At 61.3% G+C, this 17,678-nt stretch carries 20 protein-coding genes; 12 read left to right on the top strand and 8 right to left on the bottom strand.

Annotation, left to right across the window (positions count from 1 at the left end):
- The first annotated feature begins 25 nt into the window (after window positions 1–25).
- From AC2CQI_RS29390 to hemN, 4 genes are all read left to right on the top strand, one after another.
- Window positions 26–2,479 carry a heavy metal translocating P-type ATPase gene (locus tag AC2CQI_RS29390; RefSeq protein WP_484578665.1) on the top strand — a complete coding sequence of 818 codons (2,454 nt, stop codon included), beginning with the start codon at window positions 26–28 and terminating at the stop codon, window positions 2,477–2,479.
- Between the two features lie 9 nt (window positions 2,480–2,488).
- A complete protein-coding gene (gene ccoS / locus AC2CQI_RS29385) occupies window positions 2,489–2,704 on the top strand; it encodes a cbb3-type cytochrome oxidase assembly protein CcoS (protein ID WP_075802547.1) in 216 nt (71 codons plus the stop codon).
- Entirely contained in the window at window positions 2,697–3,380 is a 684-nt protein-coding gene (locus tag AC2CQI_RS29380) for a sulfite exporter TauE/SafE family protein (protein ID WP_484578664.1), read from the top strand. The genes ccoS and AC2CQI_RS29380 overlap by 8 nt, the downstream gene beginning before the upstream one ends.
- A gap of 83 nt (window positions 3,381–3,463) precedes the next feature.
- The gene (gene hemN, locus AC2CQI_RS29375) at window positions 3,464–4,846 is read left to right on the top strand and encodes an oxygen-independent coproporphyrinogen III oxidase (RefSeq protein WP_484578663.1); all 1,383 of its coding nucleotides are present in this window, start codon (window positions 3,464–3,466) and stop codon (window positions 4,844–4,846) included.
- Here the strand turns inward: hemN and AC2CQI_RS29370 are convergent.
- On the bottom strand, window positions 4,843–5,298 hold the full coding sequence (locus AC2CQI_RS29370) for a hypothetical protein (protein WP_484578662.1): 456 nt from the start codon (window positions 5,296–5,298) through the stop codon (window positions 4,843–4,845). The two genes, hemN and AC2CQI_RS29370, sit on opposite strands and share 4 nt — an antisense overlap.
- 157 nt (window positions 5,299–5,455) lie before the next feature.
- Here AC2CQI_RS29370 and fnrA point away from each other — a divergent pair, with 157 nt between their 5' ends.
- Window positions 5,456–6,190: a Crp/Fnr family transcriptional regulator FnrA gene (gene fnrA / locus AC2CQI_RS29365; protein ID WP_009396203.1), complete on the top strand. Its 735-nt coding sequence runs from the start codon at window positions 5,456–5,458 to the stop codon at window positions 6,188–6,190.
- A gap of 56 nt (window positions 6,191–6,246) precedes the next feature.
- Window positions 6,247–6,795 (top strand): adenine phosphoribosyltransferase, encoded by a 549-nt coding sequence (locus tag AC2CQI_RS29360; RefSeq protein WP_075802551.1) that lies wholly within the window; start codon window positions 6,247–6,249, stop codon window positions 6,793–6,795.
- A 123-nt stretch (window positions 6,796–6,918) separates the two neighbouring features.
- Here AC2CQI_RS29360 and recR read toward each other — a convergent pair whose 3' ends face one another.
- From recR to AC2CQI_RS29340, 4 genes are all read right to left on the bottom strand, one after another.
- Window positions 6,919–7,521 (bottom strand): recombination mediator RecR, encoded by a 603-nt coding sequence (gene recR, locus AC2CQI_RS29355; protein WP_075802552.1) that lies wholly within the window; start codon window positions 7,519–7,521, stop codon window positions 6,919–6,921.
- A 95-nt stretch (window positions 7,522–7,616) separates the two neighbouring features.
- Window positions 7,617–7,943 (bottom strand): YbaB/EbfC family nucleoid-associated protein, encoded by a 327-nt coding sequence (locus AC2CQI_RS29350; protein ID WP_075802553.1) that lies wholly within the window; start codon window positions 7,941–7,943, stop codon window positions 7,617–7,619.
- A 60-nt stretch (window positions 7,944–8,003) separates the two neighbouring features.
- The gene (gene dnaX, locus AC2CQI_RS29345; protein WP_484578661.1) at window positions 8,004–10,055 is read right to left on the bottom strand and encodes a DNA polymerase III subunit gamma/tau; all 2,052 of its coding nucleotides are present in this window, start codon (window positions 10,053–10,055) and stop codon (window positions 8,004–8,006) included.
- A gap of 194 nt (window positions 10,056–10,249) precedes the next feature.
- Window positions 10,250–10,711: a DUF2938 domain-containing protein gene (locus AC2CQI_RS29340; RefSeq protein ID WP_484578660.1), complete on the bottom strand. Its 462-nt coding sequence runs from the start codon at window positions 10,709–10,711 to the stop codon at window positions 10,250–10,252.
- An 85-nt stretch (window positions 10,712–10,796) separates the two neighbouring features.
- Between AC2CQI_RS29340 and AC2CQI_RS29335 the strand changes: the two genes are divergently transcribed.
- On the top strand, window positions 10,797–11,174 hold the full coding sequence (locus AC2CQI_RS29335) for a helix-turn-helix domain-containing protein (protein WP_484578659.1): 378 nt from the start codon (window positions 10,797–10,799) through the stop codon (window positions 11,172–11,174).
- A 57-nt stretch (window positions 11,175–11,231) separates the two neighbouring features.
- Window positions 11,232–11,576: a hypothetical protein gene (locus AC2CQI_RS29330; protein ID WP_484578658.1), complete on the top strand. Its 345-nt coding sequence runs from the start codon at window positions 11,232–11,234 to the stop codon at window positions 11,574–11,576.
- Between the two features lie 282 nt (window positions 11,577–11,858).
- Here AC2CQI_RS29330 and AC2CQI_RS29325 read toward each other — a convergent pair whose 3' ends face one another.
- Window positions 11,859–12,371, bottom strand: a complete 513-nt coding sequence (locus AC2CQI_RS29325; protein WP_484578657.1) for a hypothetical protein — start codon at window positions 12,369–12,371, stop codon at window positions 11,859–11,861.
- Between the two features lie 345 nt (window positions 12,372–12,716).
- On the opposite strand from AC2CQI_RS29325, the gene AC2CQI_RS29320 reads away from it, so the two are divergent.
- From AC2CQI_RS29320 to AC2CQI_RS29305, 4 genes are all read left to right on the top strand, one after another.
- Entirely contained in the window at window positions 12,717–13,496 is a 780-nt protein-coding gene (locus tag AC2CQI_RS29320; protein ID WP_484578656.1) for a sulfite exporter TauE/SafE family protein, read from the top strand.
- Between the two features lie 508 nt (window positions 13,497–14,004).
- Window positions 14,005–14,247, top strand: coding sequence for a hypothetical protein (locus AC2CQI_RS29315; protein WP_075802560.1), 243 nt, complete (start codon window positions 14,005–14,007; stop codon window positions 14,245–14,247).
- An 87-nt stretch (window positions 14,248–14,334) separates the two neighbouring features.
- The gene (locus AC2CQI_RS29310; RefSeq protein WP_484578655.1) at window positions 14,335–14,619 is read left to right on the top strand and encodes a TSUP family transporter; all 285 of its coding nucleotides are present in this window, start codon (window positions 14,335–14,337) and stop codon (window positions 14,617–14,619) included.
- Window positions 14,620–15,100: 481 nt separating this feature from the next.
- The gene (locus AC2CQI_RS29305) at window positions 15,101–15,343 is read left to right on the top strand and encodes a hypothetical protein (protein ID WP_075802561.1); all 243 of its coding nucleotides are present in this window, start codon (window positions 15,101–15,103) and stop codon (window positions 15,341–15,343) included.
- 351 nt (window positions 15,344–15,694) lie between these two features.
- On the opposite strand, the gene AC2CQI_RS29300 is transcribed toward AC2CQI_RS29305, so the two are convergent.
- Both AC2CQI_RS29300 and AC2CQI_RS29295 read right to left on the bottom strand, forming a co-directional pair.
- Window positions 15,695–17,116 (bottom strand): hypothetical protein, encoded by a 1,422-nt coding sequence (locus tag AC2CQI_RS29300; protein ID WP_484578654.1) that lies wholly within the window; start codon window positions 17,114–17,116, stop codon window positions 15,695–15,697.
- A 134-nt stretch (window positions 17,117–17,250) separates the two neighbouring features.
- Window positions 17,251–17,559 (bottom strand): hypothetical protein, encoded by a 309-nt coding sequence (locus AC2CQI_RS29295; RefSeq protein WP_484578653.1) that lies wholly within the window; start codon window positions 17,557–17,559, stop codon window positions 17,251–17,253.
- Window positions 17,560–17,678: the final 119 nt, after the last annotated feature.

Genomic DNA, 17,678 nt, shown 5'->3' with positions numbered 1-17,678 from the left:
CCGAAAGACCTGCGATAAGACAGTCATGACGACCCTCACGCCTTGCTACCACTGCGCCCTGCCCGTCCCTGCCGACAGCCACTTCACCGCCGTCGTCCTCGGCGAGCCCCGGCCATTCTGCTGCCCCGGCTGCCAGGCCGTGGCCGAGGCCATCGTCGCCGGCAAGCTGGAGAGCTACTACCAGCACCGCAGCGAAGCCAGCGCCAACCCCGACGCCCTACCCCGCCAGCTCAGCGACGAACTGGCCCTGTACGACCGCGCCGACGTCCAGCAACCCTTCGTCCGCCATGAAGGCGAACTGGCGGAAACCACCCTGCTCATCGAAGGCATCAGTTGCGCCGCCTGCGGCTGGCTGATCGAGAAACACCTGCGCAGCCTGCCCGGCGTCGCCGAGGCCCGCCTGAACCTGTCCAACCACCGCCTGCTGGTGAACTGGGCCGACAGCCAGTTGCCCCTGTCCAAGCTGCTCGCCGAACTGCGCCAGATCGGCTACGCCGCCCACCCCTACCAGGCCGACCGCGCCGCCGAGCAACTGGCCAGCGAAAACCGCACCGCCCTGCGCCAGCTCGGCGTCGCCGGCCTGCTGTGGTTCCAGGCGATGATGGCGACCATGGCCACCTGGCCCGAATTCAATATCGACCTCAGCCCGGAGATGCACACCATCCTGCGCTGGGTGGCGATGTTCCTGACCACGCCCATCGTGTTCTACAGCTGCGCACCGTTCTTCCGTGGCGCCGCCCGCGACCTGCGCACCCGCCACCTGACCATGGATGTCTCGGTGTCCCTGGCCATCGGCCTGGCCTATGTCGCCGGGATCTGGACCGCCATCACCGGCAGCGGCGAGCTGTATTTCGATGCGGTGGGCATGTTCGCCCTGTTCCTCCTGGCCGGCCGCTACCTGGAACGCCGCGCCCGCGAGCGCACCGCCGCCGCCACCGCACAACTGGTCAACCTGCTGCCGGCCTCGTGCCTGCGCCTGGATGCCACCGGCAACAGCGAGCGCATCCTACTGCGCGAACTGCAGATCGGTGACCGCGTGCAGGTCCAGCCCGGCGCGGTGATGCCGGCGGACGGGCGCATCGTCGACGGCCAGTCGAGCATCGACGAGTCCCTGCTCACCGGCGAATACCTGCCCCATCCGCGGCAGACCGGTGACAGCGTCACCGCCGGCACCCTCAATGTGGAAAGCGTGCTGACCGTCGAAGTCCAGGCCCTCGGCCATGACACCCGACTGTCCGCCATCGTCCGCCTGCTGGAGCGGGCGCAGTCGGAGAAACCGCGCCTGGCCGAGATCGCCGACCGCGCCTCGCAATGGTTCCTGCTGTTCAGCCTGGTCGCCGCCCTCGGCATCGGCCTGCTGTGGTGGCAGATCGACGCTGAGCGGGCCTTCTGGATCGTCCTGGCGATGCTGGTGGCGACCTGCCCGTGCGCCCTGTCCCTCGCCACCCCGACCGCCCTGACTGCCGCCACCGGTACCCTGCACAGCCTCGGCCTGCTGCTCACTCGCGGCCATGTGCTGGAAGGCCTGAACCAGATTGACACAGTGATCTTCGACAAGACCGGCACCCTCACCGAAGGCCGCCTCACCCTGCGGGCGATTCGTCCGCTGGCCGGGCTGGATGCCGATCACTGCCTGCGCCTTGCCGCGGCCCTGGAAAACCGCTCCGAACACCCGATCGCCCGCGCCTTTGGCCGTACCGTGGCGGTGGCCGAAGCGGTCCAAAGCACGCCGGGGCTGGGCCTTGAAGGCCAGGTGGAAGAGCGCTTGCTGCGCATCGGCCAACCGGCCTTCGCTTGTGAATTGAGCGCTGCCGCAGTCCCGCCCATGCCCGACGAGCCCGGCCAATGGCTGTTGCTCGCCGACCGACAAGGCCCGCTGGCCTGGTTCGTCCTCGACGACCGCCTGCGCCACGACGCCGCCGACCTGCTCGACGCCTGCCGCGCCCGGGGCTGGCGGACCCTGCTGCTGTCCGGCGACAGTTCGCCGATGGTCGCCAGCGTCGCCGCCGAACTGAAGATCGACCAGGCCATCGGCGGCCTGCGCCCCGACGACAAGCTGCAACGCCTGAAAGCCCTGCAGGCCGAAGGCCGCAAGGTGCTGATGCTGGGTGACGGGGTCAACGACGTGCCGGTGCTGGCAGCAGCGGATATCAGCATCGCCATGGGCTCGGCCACCGACCTGGCCAAGACCAGCGCAGACGCTGTGCTCCTGTCCAACCGCCTCGACAGCCTGGTGCAGGCCTTCGTCCTGGCCCGGCGCACGCGGCGGATCATCATCGAGAATCTGTGCTGGGCCGCGCTCTACAATGGCCTTATGCTGCCCTTTGCCGCCCTTGGCTGGATTACCCCGGTGTGGGCGGCGATCGGCATGTCGGTCAGTTCGCTGATCGTGGTGCTCAATGCCCTGCGCCTGACCCGGCTGCGCGGCGCCGTGGCGGCGCAACCCGCACCCGCCGCGCCCCATGCCGCGACCGCCTGAGGAACTGCCATGCCCGCGCTCTATGTAATGATTCCCGCCGCCCTGGTCCTGGTCGGCATCGCCGTGTACATCTTCTTCTGGGCGGTGGACAGCGGCCAGTACGAGGACCTCGACGGCCCGGCCCACAGCATCCTGTTCGATGACCAGGACCCGAAGCACCAGGCTGCGGTGAAAGGCGAGGAAAGCGCCGAAGACGACCAGCCAGAGCCGCCTGCCCGTGGTTGAACTGCTGCCCCTGCTCAGTTCTGCCCTGATCCTCGGCCTGCTCGGCGGCGGCCATTGCCTGGGCATGTGCGGCGGCCTGATGGGCGCCCTGACCCTGGCCATCCCGCCTGAACAGCGTGGCCGCCGCCTGCGCCTGCTGATCGCCTACAACCTTGGCCGGGTGCTCAGCTATGCCAGCGCCGGTTTGCTGCTGGGTCTTGCCGGCTGGGCCCTGGCCGGCAGCCCGCTGGCCACGGCCATGCGCGTGGTCGCGGCGCTGCTGCTGATCACCATGGGCCTGTACCTGGCCGGCTGGTGGAGCGGCCTGACCCGCGTGGAAAAACTCGGGCGCGGCCTGTGGCGGCATATCCAGCCGGTGGCAACGCGCCTGCTGCCGGTCTCCAGCCTGCCCCGCGCCCTGCTGCTCGGTGCGCTCTGGGGCTGGCTGCCCTGCGGCCTGGTCTACAGCACCCTGCTCTGGGCGGCGAGCCAGGGCAGCGCGATCAACAGCGCCCTGTTGATGCTGGCCTTCGGCATCGGCACCTGGCCGATCCTGCTGGCCACGGGCCTGGCCGCCGAGCGCAGCAACGCCCTGTTGCGCAAGCGCGGGGTGCGGGTGGCCGGGGGGCTGCTGGTGATCCTGTTCGGCCTGTGGACCCTGCCCGGGCCGCACCAGCACTGGCTCATGGGCCACTGACGGCGGGCTTGATACAAATCAACACCCATGTACGTGTCGCTCCCTAGACTCCGGACACTGCCGTAATTCCTGGGACTGCCACCATGTACGACGCCCTCCAATGGGACTCTGACCTGATCCGCCGCTACGATCTGGCCGGCCCGCGCTACACCTCCTACCCGACCGCGGTGCAACTGCACAGCGAGATCGGCTCCTTCGACCTCCTCCACGCCCTGCGTGACAGCCGCCGCACGGCGCGTCCGCTGTCCCTCTATGTGCATGTGCCGTTCTGCGCCAACATCTGCTACTACTGCGCCTGCAACAAGGTCATCACCAAGGACCGCGCCCGCGCCCAGCCCTACCTGCAACGCCTGGAACAGGAAATCCAGCTGATCGCCTGCCATCTCGACCCGGGGCAGACGGTCGAGCAGTTGCACTTCGGCGGCGGCACCCCGACCTTTCTCAGTCACGTCGAACTGCGCGAGCTGATGGCCCACCTGCGCCAGCACTTCAACCTGCTGGATGACGACTCCGGCGACTACGGCATCGAGATCGACCCGCGCGAGGCCGACTGGTCGACCATGGGCCTGCTCCGCGAGCTGGGCTTCAACCGCGTCAGCCTCGGCGTGCAGGACCTCGATCCGGCCGTGCAGCGGGCGATCAACCGCCTGCAGACCCTGGAGCAGACCCGCGCCATCATCGAAGCGGCGCGCACCCTGCAATTCCGCTCGATCAACCTCGACCTGATCTACGGTCTGCCCAAGCAGACCCCGGAAGGCTTCGCCCGCACCGTCGAGGAAGTGATCAAGCTGCAACCGGACCGCCTCTCGGTATTCAACTACGCGCACCTGCCGGAGCGCTTCATGCCCCAGCGGCGCATCGACAGCGCCGACCTGCCGGCGCCGGCGGCCAAGCTGGAAATGCTCCATCGCACCATCGAGCAACTGACCAACGCCGGCTACCGCTACATCGGCATGGACCACTTCGCCCTGCCCGACGACGAGCTGGCCATCGCCCAGGAAGAAGGCACCCTGCAACGCAACTTCCAGGGCTACACCACCCACGGCCACTGCGACCTGATCGGCCTGGGCGTGTCGTCCATCAGCCAGATCGGCGACCTGTACTGCCAGAACAGCAGCGACCTGGCCGACTACCAGAACGCCCTCGACGCCGCGCAACTGGCGACCCGTCGCGGCCTGATCTGCAATCAGGACGACCGTGTGCGCCGAGCCGTGATCCAGGACCTGATCTGTCATTTCGAGCTGGATTTCGAGCGTATCGAACGAGCCTTCACCCTGGACTTTCGTGGCTACTTCAAGGACCTGTGGCCCGCATTGGAAGGAATGGCCAAGGACGGCCTGATCGAGCTGCGCAGCGATGGCATCAGCGTACTGCCGGCCGGGCGCCTGCTGGTGCGCTCGGTGTGCATGGTGTTTGACGCCTATCTGGACCTGACCAATCGCCAGCGTTTCTCGCGGGTGATCTAGGCTAGCAGCTTCATCGCCTTGCCCACCTGGTCCGGTGTCAGATCGGCCTGACTCATGGCCCGGACCAGTCCGAAGTTGACGGTGTTCAACGACGCGGACAAGGCGCTGACCCGGGCCTGCAGGGCCGCGGTCTTTTTCTGCATTTGTACCGGATCGAGGGATCGATCCCGCATCAACGCCTGGAGCTGGCGGTTGGCCTCGGCCAGTTCCTTTTGCAGTTTGCGAATCATCTTGAGCAACTGACGAACGGACTCGGGCAGCCCGCTTTCGTCGATATCGGCGTCGCCCGATTGTTTGCTGGCGACTTCCAGGCCCTTGAGGGACAGATCGACCTTGATTCCCTCGGACGGCACTGCACCGCTCTGCCGGGCGTCTTCAGCCTGATTGGCGCGGTTTTCCGCCTGATTGGCGAGGATCGCCTGGCGAGTGTTCTTGATATCGACGGTCAGCATGGCGAGGCCTGCCTGAGGTAAAGATCCATGAGGTTTTATCGGCAACAAACCCGCGAACTTGAGCGGAGCGCGCACCAGAACAGAGCAAGCTGGCCTACAGTAGCCCGGCTGGGTTACCCTTGCGTTCTATGTGTGCTTTCCCACAAGGATCGATGAAATGTCTGAGCCAGTTAAACTGCGTCCTCACAACCAGGCTCATTGCAAGGATTGCAGTCTCGCGCCCCTGTGCCTGCCCCTGTCGCTGAACCTGGAAGACATGGACGCACTGGATGAAATCGTCAAACGCGGGCGACCCCTGAAGAAAGGCGAGTTTCTGTTCCGGCAGGGTGACAACTTCGGCTCTGTCTACGCGGTGCGCTCCGGCGCCCTGAAAACCTTCAGCCTCAGCGATGGCGGCGAAGAGCAGATCACCGGCTTCCACCTGCCCAGCGAGCTGGTCGGGTTGTCCGGCATGGACACCGAGGCCTACCCGGTCTCCGCCCAGGCCCAGGAAACCACCTCGGTCTGCGAGATTCCCTTCGAGCGCCTGGACGAACTGTCGGTGCAACTGCCGCAACTGCGCCGCCAGTTGATGCGAGTGATGAGCCGGGAGATTCGCGACGACCAGCAGATGATGCTGCTGCTCTCGAAGAAAACCGCCGACGAACGGATCGCCACCTTCCTGGTCAACCTCTCCGCACGTTTCCGTGCCCGGGGGTACTCGGCCAACCAGTTCCGCCTGAGCATGTCGCGCAACGAGATCGGCAACTACCTGGGCCTCGCGGTGGAAACCGTGTCCCGGGTGTTCACCCGCTTCCAGCAGAACGGTTTGATCGAAGCCGAAGGCAAGGAAGTGCGGATCCTCGACCCGATCCAGCTGTGTGCGCTGGCCGGTGGTGCACTGGAAGCCTGACCCTCGCGACAAACGGGTATACTGACGGGCGTTTTGCCCATCAGGATACCCGCTCCATGCCCAGCGAAAGCTTTGACCTCAAATCCCTCATCCGCCCGGTCGTGGACTTCCCCAAGCCCGGCGTGATCTTCCGTGACATCACCCCGCTGTTCCAGTCGCCGCGCGGGCTGCGTCATGTCATGGACCAATTCATCGAGCGCTATGTCGAAGCCGATTTCAGCCATATCGGCGCGATGGATGCCCGCGGCTTCCTGATCGGCTCGATCATTGCCCATGAGCTGAACAAGCCGCTGATCCTGTTCCGCAAGCAGGGCAAGCTGCCGGCCGACGTGATCAGCCAGGGGTACCAGACCGAGTACGGCGAGGCGTTTCTGGAAGTGCATGCGGACAGTCTGTGCGAAGGGGATCAGGTGCTGATCTTCGACGACCTGATCGCCACCGGCGGGACCTTGCTGGCCGCGGCGAGCCTGGTGCGGCGCATGGGCGCGGCGGTGTATGAAGCGGCGGCGATCATCGACCTGCCGGAGCTGGGTGGCTCGCAGAAGCTGCGGGATGCGCAGGTGGAGACGTTCTGCCTGACCGAGTTTTCGCTTAGCGAATACTGATTGGCTTCAGGGCCTCATCGCTGGCAAGCCAGCTCCCACAGGTTCACTGCAAGGCTCTGGCCTGAGGTGATCCCTGTGGGAGCTGGCTTGCCAGCGATAGGGCCCTGAAGAGCAACACAAGACTCAGAGAGAGATTGGTTTACGCCCGGCAAACGAGTGAGCCAAAGTCCCACCATCCACCAACTCCAGCTCCCCACCCAGCGGCACCCCATGGGCAATCCGCGACGCCACCAGCCCCTTGTCCGCCAGCAACTGCGCGATGTAATGCGCCGTCGCCTCGCCTTCCACCGTCGGATTGGTCGCCAGGATCACCTCGGCAAAGGTCCCCTGCTCCTCGATCCGCGCCATCAGTTGCGGAATCCCGATCGCCTCAGGCCCCAGGCCATCCAGCGGCGACAGATGCCCCTTGAGCACGAAATAACGCCCGCGATAGCCGGTCTGCTCCACCGCATACACGTCCATCGGCCCTTCCACCACGCACAGCAGCGTGTCGTCACGGCGTGGATCGGCGCATTGCGGGCACAGCTCCTGCTCGGTCAGGGTGCGGCACTGGCGGCAATGCCCGACCCCTTCCATGGCCTTGGTCAACGCCTCGGCCAGGCGCGTGCCGCCGCTGCGGTCGCGCTCCAGCAGTTGCAAGGCCATGCGCTGGGCGGTTTTCTGACCCACGCCCGGCAAGGTGCGCAGGGCGTCGATCAACTGGCGAATCAGGGGACTGAAGCTCATGGTAAAAGGCCCGGCAAATCATCGAATGGGAGAAACGACGATGGGAGCGACAGCCTCGCGGCCGTGCTCCCACCGTGGGTACAACGGATACTGTCTTAGAAAGGCATCTTGAAGCCAGGCGGCAACTGCATGCCAGCGGTCATGCCGCCCATCTTTTCCTGGCTGCTCTGCTCGACCTTGCGCACGGCGTCGTTGACGGCAGCGGCGATCAGGTCTTCCAGCACTTCCTTGTCTTCCTGCATCAGGCTGTCGTCCAGGCTGATGCGCTTGACGTCATGACGGCCGGTCATCACCACGCTGACCAGACCGGCGCCGGATTGACCGGTCACTTCGGCGTTGGCCAGTTCTTCCTGCATCTTGGCCATCTTTTCCTGCATCTGCTGCGCCTGCTTCATCAGGCCGGCCATGCCACCTTTCATCATGAGAATCACCTCGGTAGTTGTCTGACGCACCACGCGCGAAGCGCGGCGCTGGATATAGGGTTATGCGCCTTGGGTCACCACGGCGTCGACAGGTTCAATAGTATCGTGGCGCACGCTGGCACCGAACTTCTGGATCATCTGCTGGATGAACGGGTCGTTGTCGATCGACTCCTCGGCCTCGCGCTGGCGGTTGGCCCGCTTGCGCGCCGCAGCCTGGGCCGGGGTTTCCTGCTCGGGACGGATCAGCTCGATGCTCAGGTTCAGGGTGCGGCCCAGGTGCTGGTTCAGCGCCTCGTTCAGGCGGCGCTGCTGGGTGGCGTTGAACAGGGCACTGTGGTTCGGGTCCAGGTGCAGCAGCCAGTTGTCGCCTTCGGCGCTGATCAGCGTGCAGTTGGCCGCGATGCTCCCGGTCATGCCGGAAATCGGCAGGTGCGGGAACAGCTCCAGCCATTGCAGGGCCAGGCCGGTGGCCGGCTGTGCGGCCGGCTCGGGCTCAGGTTCGGCAACCGGCTCGTCGCTGAGTTCGGCGGCGTGCTCGGTGGCCAGCTCGTCCAGGTAGCTGTAGCCCGCCGGGTCGGCTTCGCCCATGTAGTAATCGTCGTCCGGCGGCGGTTCGTCGTCACGGTCCATGCCGGCCGGGGCGTAGGCCTGGTCGTCGTGGGGCGGTTCTTCACGCGGGGCGGCAGGCGGCGCGGCGGCGACAGGGGCCGGGGCGGGCTCGGGCTCTGGGGTAGCGACAGGCGCGGGAATCGGGTCTTCCCAGGGCAGGTCGGTGACTTCCTCGATTTCCGGCTCTGGCTCAGGCTCAGCTGCGACAACGGGCTCGGGTTCCGGCTCGGGCTCAGGTTGCGGCGCAGGCTCAGGCTCAGGCTCGGGCACCGCCTCGACAACCGGCACGGGAGCTGGTGCTGCGACGGGCTCCGGGGCGGGTGCGGCGATCGCCGCCGGGGCCACCGGTGCCGGGGAATCAGTCGTGGCCTGGCTGATCCCCACTGGCTTTAGCGTCGTGCCCGGGGCATCGCCGCTGTCGGCCGGACGGAAGGCCAGCATGCGCAGCAACACCATCTCGAAGCCGCCCCGCGGGTCCGGCGCCAGGGGCAGGTCGCGGCGACCGATCAGGCCCATCTGGTAGTAGAACTGCACATCCTCGGCCGGCAATGCCTGGGCCAGGGCCAGCACGTTCTCGCGATCGCCCTGGCCGTTGTCCACCGCCTCCGGCAGCGCCTGGGCGATGGCCACGCGGTGCAGCACGTTGAGCATTTCCGACAGCACGCCATTCCAGTCCGGCCCCTGCTCGGCCAGATGGCGCACGGCCTCCAGCAGCGCCCGGGCATCGCCTTCCAGCAGGGCCTGGAGCACGCCGTAGACCTGGCCATGGTCGAGGGTACCGAGCATGGCCCGCACATCGGCGGCCAGGACCTTGCCCTCACCGAAGGCGATGGCCTGGTCGGTCAGGCTCATGGCGTCGCGCATCGAGCCGTCGGCGGCGCGGCCCAGCAGCCACAGGGCGTCGTCCTCGAACGGCACGTTCTCCACGCCGAGCACATGGCTCAGGTGCTCGACCACGCGCTCGGGGGTCATGTTCTTCAGGGAGAACTGCAGGCAGCGGGACAGGATGGTTGCCGGCAGTTTCTGCGGATCGGTGGTCGCCAGGATGAATTTGACGTAGGGCGGCGGCTCTTCCAGGGTCTTCAGCAGGGCGTTGAAGGAATGGCTGGACAGCATGTGCACTTCGTCGATCAGGTAGACCTTGAAGCGCCCGCGGCTTGGTGCGTACTGCACGTTATCCAGCAGTTCGCGGGTGTCTTCGACCTTGGTCCGGCTCGCGGCGTCGATCTCGATCAGGTCGACGAAGCGGCCCTCGTCGATCTCCCGGCACACCGAGCAGGTGCCGCAGGGGGTCGAAGTGATGCCGGTTTCGCAGTTCACGCACTTGGCGATGATCCGCGCGATGGTGGTCTTGCCGACCCCGCGGGTCCCGGTGAACAGATAGGCGTGGTGCAGGCGCTGGTTGTCCAGCGCGTTGATCAGGGCCTTGAGCACATGGGTCTGGCCGACCATTTCGCGGAACGAGCGCGGACGCCATTTACGTGCAAGGACCTGATAACTCATGAAAAACGTCGCAACCTGAACGAGCGGGGAGAGACCGCTAATGCTAGCGGAGCGGGGGCAAAATTGCATCCTGCCATTCAGGGGCCGGATCTGCGACCGCTGACCCTGTGGGAGCTGGCTTGCCAGCGATTGCGATGGTGAATTCACTACAGCAATCGCTGGCAAGCCAGCTCCCACAGGGTTCGCGGTGCTCTTCAGAGAAGGTATGCCGCCAGGAACAGCCCACAGCCAAACACCGCGTGCGTCACCAGACTCCGCCCCCGGTTCCGCCAGGGCGTCGGTGTTTTACTGGCAAAGAACCCCGCCCCCATGGCCGGCTGCATCACGCACCAAGGCGCCAGCACGGTCACCACACCAAAGACCAAGGCGGGAACCAGCGTCGGCTCGCGCAACCACCCTTCCCCCGCCAGCCCCACCAACCCGGCCGCGAACACCAGCCCGATGGCGTAATGCAGCACCCAGCCCCACACCCGCTCATTGGCGATCGGGTCACTTTTGGCGATCCCCTGATGATGCACACGTACCTTCAGCAGATGCCCGGCCCAGCGCCCGAGCATCGCGTAGTTCAAGGTCACGACCCCAAGCCGCTTGAGCAACAGCGTCCACAGGTCCATGAGCAGCGTCGCGCCCACTCCGATCAACACAATGGAAAACATGGCAAAAACCCTCGGCACGTTGACGAAATCGAAACATGCCGCGCAGGATAGAAGTTGAAGTCAACTTCAAGTCAAGGGTCAGCCCATGGACATTGCCGATGTCGCCAAACGCACCGGAGTACCGGCTTCGACGCTGCGTTACTACCAGAAGATAGGTTTGCTCCAGTCCCTCGCCGGGCATGGCCAGCGCCGCCAGTTCGCGGCGGATGTGGAGGACCGTCTGGCATTGATCGCGCTGGGCCAGGCGGCGGGGTTTTCCCTGGATGAGGTCGGGGCGATGCTGGTGGATCTGCAGGTGGATCGGCAGATGCTGGTGGCCCGGGCGGAGGAGATCGATATGCAGGTGAAGCGGCTGCAGGCGATGAGCAAGGGGTTGCGGCATGCGGCGCAGTGTCCGGAGAAGGATCACCTGGCGTGTCCGACGTTTCGGCGGTTGATGAAGGTGTCGTTGCTCAAGCGCTGAACCGAACCTGTCAAACCAAGTCGAAACGGCAGACTCGACTTTGGATGGACCCAACCAATGCCTACCCGTTTTGCCGCTCTACTCCTGCCCCTGCTCCTGACCGCCTGCACCCACTACCGCTACATCGACCCCCAGACCCCGGAAGGGCTTGAATGCCTGCGTAAGCTCGACGCCAAGGTCAGCGCCTGCGAAGCCAAGGTCAAGGCCCAGCAGGACAACTTTGACGGCCTCCACGAGTTCCAGGTCAGGAACAACCAGCAGTGCGAGCACTTCAACAGCAACAACACGCCTAACGCCTGTGTGCCTGCGCCGCCGCCAACCACGGTGGCGAACTATTGTCGCAGTGGGTATGACGACAAATATGTCGCCTGCGGTGGCAGGATCGAGGAGATCAAGGATTAGCGCCTCCAAGTACTGCTAATGGCCTCATCGCTGGCAAGCCAGCCCAGATAGAACACAACTCTGTGATTTTGCGGGGACCTTGTGGGAGCGAGCTTGCTCGCGAACGGCGGCGAAGCCGTCGTAAAACCTGAGTCCGGGCCTTACCTGACACACTGAAGTGGATGGGTTTACGGCCCTGCGCGACGGTTCGGCGCTCCGACAAGCCCGCTCCCCCAGCGATTGCGGCGAAACTCAATAACTGTTCTCTGCGCGACAGTGCAGCCTGGAAGGTTTAGCGGACTCTCATGGCTTTCCTTTAGAGTCACGTAAAGCATGAATCTCGGTAGTAATCCCAGCCTGCTTGGATTCACCCCACGCCCTCAGCATCCTTCGCGTGGTGCTGTCGCTCAGCGAAATGGGGTTGTGTTCGAAGATCGTAAGCGTTGGCGTCTTGTCACATTTGCCTTTAGTACACTTATTGCTTATGACCGCTGCGCCGAGCACTTTACGATCCTGATAAACGACAGCCGCTTTTTCTGGACATGAGTGTGGCCTGCACCCCTGAAGAAGTTTCAGCGGACCGACGTCAGAAAAAGTGGGGATCGGAGCATCATTGGCATTTCCAGGATGCAGCAGGGCTTGGTAAACCTGCCGGGATAACGGCCATCCAGGAACGACATAATCGCCCCTCTCATTCCCAAAGTATTGCTTGATCCCGTTTTCGAGCCTTGGCGCTGCACTGGGGTCATACACCTCGGAAGCAAAAACAGGCGCAGCGACCAACAAGGCGGTGAAGGCAAGAATGAAGTAACGCATATTTTTCCCTTGGCAGGAGGTTGAGTGGTGCTGAAAGCTTGAAGCCACCTTGCTCTTCTTTCAGCAGTCCAGCCTTTCTCAGCGTTCGTGCCCCATACTTATCACCGAACTCCTGCAGACGTGCCAAAGCATCGCTCCAGACTTAAAAATTTCATATTTATCGGCAAGATCTGCACGATTTCCGGAGCTGCTGTAGGCAACTTCTGTGCGTGTGGGCACCTTAGGGTGCGCCGGGTTGCCAATGTCCTGGTCTGCTAACTCACGTACAGTCGCCACCCCTCGTTCAGCAGCGCCGCGCGCACTGCAAAACCGGCACCGCAACGCCCACCATTGGACGGTACCTACATGCTCGACCTCGACACCACCTTATTGATGCTCGCCCTCTTCGCCTTCTGCGGCGGCCTCATCGACGCGGCCGTCGGCGGTGGTGGCCTGGTCCAGGTTCCCGCCCTGCTCCACGCCCTCCCCCAGCAAAGCGTCGCCACCGTCCTGGGCACCAACAAACTGGCCGTGCTGGGCGGCAACCTCGCCTCGATCTTCAGCTACGCGAAGCGCATCCGCATCGTCTGGAAACTGATGTTGCCGACCATGCTCTCAGCCTTTCTATTCGCCTTCCTCGGCGCCTGGTCGGTGTCCCTGATTCCCAAGTCGGTCATGGAGCCGGTGGTCTTCGTCATCCTGATCGCCATGGCGGTCTACACCTTCGCGAAAAAGGACCTGGGCCAGACCCATGCGGATCTGACGCTGGGCAGCAAGCAGGTGATCCTGGGCGTGTTGATGGGTGGCCTGATTGGTTTCTACGACGGCCTGTTCGGCCCCGGCAGCGGCAGCCTGCTGCTGTTCGCCTTCGTCAAATGCTTCGGCTTCGACTTCCTCAATGCCTCCGCCTCGGCCAAGCTGGTCAACCTCGCCACCTTTACGGCGGCGCTGCTGTTTTTCATTCCGGCAGGTCATGTGCTGTGGGCCATTGGTGGGCTGGTTTGCCTGAGCAATATGGCCGGGTCCGTGACCGGGACCTTTCTCGCGCTGCGCTATGGCAGCGGGTTTATTCGGGTGTTCTTTTTGATCCTGTTGGTTTTCCTGATTGGGCGAATGGCGCTGTCGATTTTCGGTGTCACTGCATGACCCGCTGCAGACAGAACTGCAGCGACGCGGAATTCACCCAAATCATGGATGCCGCTCAACGCGTACTGATCGGGTGACAACCCAGCGCCGAACAGCAACCGGTGGAGGAAAAACTGGTCAAGCTGATGCAGGAGCGATTCAAGGGGCGGACCACCTGAATAGCTGATTCCGATCGCCAGAAGATGTCGCATTTAGCGGCAAAACTTCCTCGATTTCCGACTTTCTTGTAGGCAATTTCCCAAGCATACTCCCCGACCCATCTTGGTGGTTGCGTCCCGTGGAAACGGTGCCTAGTCTGCGTCAGTCGTCGCTCATCGACGACACGGATTAGCAGTCCGTCGAAATGATGAAACCACCAGCAACCAGTTAATGGCGGCTGTGCGTGTGGGCACCCTCGGGTGCGCCGGGTTTTCTCATTTCACCGGTCTGCTAACCCACGTGCAGTCGCCACCCTTCGTTTAGCAGCGAATCAAGTGGCGAATTCATCGATGAAATGAGGAAACACGCCATGAAAAAGCTCGTACCCGATCCACCGCCCGTACTCTGCGTCGGCCCCGGACTCTCCCATGAAGAAGCCATCAAGCGCGCAGCGGAGCATCTCAACAGAGCCATTCTTGACTCTGCTTATCTCCCCGACCCTCCCGGTGCTCGCCACAAGGAAATGCTCGACAGCGCACGGCTGAACATGAGGATTACCAAGGCGTTGCTGGCGCTTGCAGTGGCGGCGTCACCGGTGACCGTGGCTGTATAAGTAAAGGCCGCGGAGCTCAGCTCTGCGGCTTTCTTGCGTCTCCGCTCGGCCCAAACGAAGGACCATGGCTGAGAGGGAAAAGGGTTAATGTTCCAACTGAAAGTAAATCTGTCCCCGTTTTCTGTGATCGGTTTCTACGACGGCCTGTTCGGCCCCGGCAGCGGCAGCTTGCTGCTGTTCGCCTTCGTCAAATGCTTCGGCTTCGACTTCCTCAATGCCTCCGCCTCGGCCAAGCTGGTCAACCTCGCCACCTTTACGGCTGCCCTGCTGTTCTTCATTCCGGCGGGTCATGTGCTGTGGGCCATTGGTGGGCTGGTGTGCCTGAGCAATATGGCAGGGTCGGTGACCGGGACCTTTCTCGCGCTGCGCTAAGGCAGCGGGTTTATTCGGGTGTTCTTTTTGATTCTGCTGGTTTTCCTGATTGGGCGGATGGCGTTGTCGATTTTCGGTGTCACTGCATGACCCGCTGCAGACAGAACTGCAGCGACGCGGAATTCACCTAACTGATCCTGGATAGCTAATCCCGATCTGCAAAAGATGTCGCATTTAGCGGCAAAACTTCCTCGATTTCCGACTTTCTTGTAGGCAATTTCCCAAGCATACTCCCCGACCCTTCTTGGTGGTTGCGTCCCGTGGAAACGGTGCCTAGTCTGCGTCGGTCGTCGCTCATCGACGACACGGATTAGCAGTCCGTAATGTGGACGCAGCAGCACGCCTGTCATGGCGGCTGTGCGTGTGGGCACCTTCGGGTGCGCCGGTTTCCATGTTCCGGTCTGCTAACCCACGTACAGTCGCCACCCTTCGTTTAGCAGCGATCCGTGGTGCATCCATCCACCAACATGGAGATTCACCATTGAAAAAGCTCGTACCCGATCCACCGCCCGTACTTTGCGTCGGCCCCGGACTCTCCCATGAAGAAGCCATCAAGCGCGCAGCGGAGCATCTCAACAGAGCCATTCTTGACTCTGCTTATCTCCCCGACCCTCCCGATGCTCGCCACAAGGAAATGCTCGACAGCGCACGGCTGAACATGAGGATTACCAAGGCATTGCTGGCGCTAGCAGTGGCGGCGTCGCCGGTGACCGTAGCTGTATAAGTCAAGGCCGCAGAGCTCGCCTCCGCGGCTTTCTTGCATCCCCGCTCGCATCCAACCAAGGACCATGGTTGAAAAGGGAAGGGTTAATTTTCCAACTGAAAATGAATCTGTCCCCGTTTCCGAAAATGAATCTGTCCCCGTTTCCGCTGAGTTAAATCCCTCACAGTTTCCGCAGGCTTTTGATCGACATAAGTACAAGCGGGAGCAACATCATCCGAACGCATATTAGGCTAGCCCAAAGAGAACCGCGGGATCATAATGCGCATCGACAAGCTTACGAAACGCCACACCATGATGGTCTCACTGGCTTGTTCCATGCAATGTTTTCGGCATCTCTTTCTCATACAAAGCCTATGAAAGCTTTAGCTGACGCAGGTGGTAAGATGTGATTTCCTTGGAGAACCATTCATAATTTCTTGAGGGTTTGATTTGCCATGTTTCATTAGCGCACTTCAGCTCGATCAAGGGCCTATAGTTGAAACCTTGAAGCTTACCAACAAAGCATTCTAATCTTGCGTAGACTTCATCGTACCCGAGGACGTAGACATAATCGTTTAGCTGCTCTAATGCCGAGCTCCCAAGACCTGTTTTTAAAGGGCAATGACGTTTTTCTTTAAGAGCCTGCTGGCGAATACCAATTAGAAGTTGTTGTAGCTCTGCCTCCTTCCCATTAAAACAGGCTGTGCGAGAAACCTTATCCCAAGTTTTAAGCTCACTAAGATCAAGCTTAGCAAACGCTATAAACCTGGTTATTTTATCGCGAAGCTCGACCGAACTGAAAGACAAGGCCATACGAGTGCTCAGGTTTTTTCGCGCATTGGCTTCGGAGATTGTAGTGCCTAGTGATTTAGCAAAAGCTTCCTGATACACGTCAACAGCTCGATCTTCATCCCACCACGCCCAAAAAAAACATACAATTATAGCAATTCCGGGCGATTCATTGCTAAATAGATCGACGACATCTTGAACGTTAAACGTGGGAAATATATCTGAAATTCTGAGTTCGTTTGCTGGACAGGCTTCCCAGTAGGCGAAACAGGTCGGCCATTCTTGAGTGATCTCCGTTAACACCTTGGCAAAAAAAAGCTCATTAAGGGCGAGGGTGATCGAATCGTTTGCGTGCCCGAGAAGTTCGTTTACTCTAACTATTTTTTCTTCTTCGCTGCTGTAGGAGGTGGTACCCCCTCCTGGATAAGGTAGTTCTAGCCGGCCATGCAAACTGTCATCGACATCATCGAACTTGTAGTGATTGATCGGCTGGAGAAAACGTTGAAACAATCTCACAAAAGACATTTGAAAATAGCGCGCTGCTAAAAACCAACCTTTTCCGTTATCGGCAGATAAAAGATTGCTTTCTATTCGTGCACTGTTGAAAATCTCAAACTTGAATTTCTCACTGTAACGCTCTATATCGAGCAGAGTCCGCTGGAGAGAGGCCGTAGCGATATGGGAATAGAAGCACACAAAAACATCAGCACCTGAGGCTGCAAAACGATCGGAAATATTTCTCTCTTCCTCTCCGACAGCATTTCCTGAATGCGCCGTATGCTTACAACTAACGACCCACTTCTGCTTATTCCCCCCGATGACAATTTCGAATAGTAGATCCCTTCCACCATCCGGTCCTCGTGACGCCACCTCTATAAAGCGCGCACCAAATATTTCTGAGAAGAACTCTTGTGCAAATTTTTCGAAATCATCGAGACATCCCCCATAATCTTTTTTGGTAGGCTTGGTGGGTGGTGCAATTTCACGAAAATCCAAGATTGCCAATTAAATATCCTTTACCTGAGATTTTAGACCTAAAGACGAAAAATCTATTTTCAGTTATGTTGCGTGCATGCCTAGAAATAAATCCCTTCCCCTGCCTCCCCATTTCCCCCGGCCGGCCCTCACCGGAAGCCTCACTAGCGACTGACTTCCCCCGAGTACACGTTGAGGTACAACCGGTTCGCTAAGGTCATACCACCGCAGTACATGAAATACACGCCCTTACCTTTAGCGGGAGAAGACATCCACCCGCCGACCTCTTCAAAGTCACTTGCTGTGCAAGCGCCCTTGCTTATTAGCTCACGAGCTGCTTTTGCAAACTGGATACGATAGAGACGGTAATCGTCCGAGCCTTTGACCAGCGCATCGTCACCAGTTGCTCCTTCGCCAGGATCAGCGGGCCTGTTTCTCACGAGCGACTTTTTAGGCACCCATTCTGCGAACATACCATTGCTAATTCCATTACTCGCAATACAGCTAGCGTTTCCGCTCTTTACATATTCACTAACACCACCGACACAAGACGCTGAGTAAGGTTTTGTTATGCGAACCCAGCCACCTTTCT

Source organism: Pseudomonas sp. P2S-1 (genome assembly GCF_057197725.1).
The sequence above is the reverse complement of the archived record's forward strand: the minus strand, read 5'-3'. Positions and strand labels throughout refer to the sequence as shown.

Bases quoted from the DNA above. Each gene is read 5' to 3' on its own strand.
- dnaX (WP_484578661.1), bottom strand. From the start codon at position 10,055: ATGAGTTATCAGGTCCTTGCACGTAAATGGCGTCCGCGCTCGTTCCGC.
- hemN (WP_484578663.1), top strand. From the start codon at position 3,464: ATGTACGACGCCCTCCAATGGGACTCTGACCTGATCCGCCGCTACGAT.
- AC2CQI_RS29325 (WP_484578657.1), bottom strand. From the start codon at position 12,371: ATGCGTTACTTCATTCTTGCCTTCACCGCCTTGTTGGTCGCTGCGCCT.
- AC2CQI_RS29360 (WP_075802551.1), top strand. From the start codon at position 6,247: ATGCCCAGCGAAAGCTTTGACCTCAAATCCCTCATCCGCCCGGTCGTG.
- AC2CQI_RS29320 (WP_484578656.1), top strand. From the start codon at position 12,717: ATGCTCGACCTCGACACCACCTTATTGATGCTCGCCCTCTTCGCCTTC.
- AC2CQI_RS29315 (WP_075802560.1), top strand. From the start codon at position 14,005: ATGAAAAAGCTCGTACCCGATCCACCGCCCGTACTCTGCGTCGGCCCC.
- AC2CQI_RS29350 (WP_075802553.1), bottom strand. From the start codon at position 7,943: ATGATGAAAGGTGGCATGGCCGGCCTGATGAAGCAGGCGCAGCAGATG.
- recR (WP_075802552.1), bottom strand. From the start codon at position 7,521: ATGAGCTTCAGTCCCCTGATTCGCCAGTTGATCGACGCCCTGCGCACC.
- ccoS (WP_075802547.1), top strand. From the start codon at position 2,489: ATGCCCGCGCTCTATGTAATGATTCCCGCCGCCCTGGTCCTGGTCGGC.
- AC2CQI_RS29340 (WP_484578660.1), bottom strand. From the start codon at position 10,711: ATGTTTTCCATTGTGTTGATCGGAGTGGGCGCGACGCTGCTCATGGAC.
- AC2CQI_RS29295 (WP_484578653.1), bottom strand. From the start codon at position 17,559: ATGTTCGCAGAATGGGTGCCTAAAAAGTCGCTCGTGAGAAACAGGCCC.
- AC2CQI_RS29370 (WP_484578662.1), bottom strand. From the start codon at position 5,298: ATGCTGACCGTCGATATCAAGAACACTCGCCAGGCGATCCTCGCCAAT.
- fnrA (WP_009396203.1), top strand. From the start codon at position 5,456: ATGTCTGAGCCAGTTAAACTGCGTCCTCACAACCAGGCTCATTGCAAG.
- AC2CQI_RS29390 (WP_484578665.1), top strand. From the start codon at position 26: ATGACGACCCTCACGCCTTGCTACCACTGCGCCCTGCCCGTCCCTGCC.
- AC2CQI_RS29335 (WP_484578659.1), top strand. From the start codon at position 10,797: ATGGACATTGCCGATGTCGCCAAACGCACCGGAGTACCGGCTTCGACG.
- AC2CQI_RS29330 (WP_484578658.1), top strand. From the start codon at position 11,232: ATGCCTACCCGTTTTGCCGCTCTACTCCTGCCCCTGCTCCTGACCGCC.
- AC2CQI_RS29310 (WP_484578655.1), top strand. From the start codon at position 14,335: ATGTTCCAACTGAAAGTAAATCTGTCCCCGTTTTCTGTGATCGGTTTC.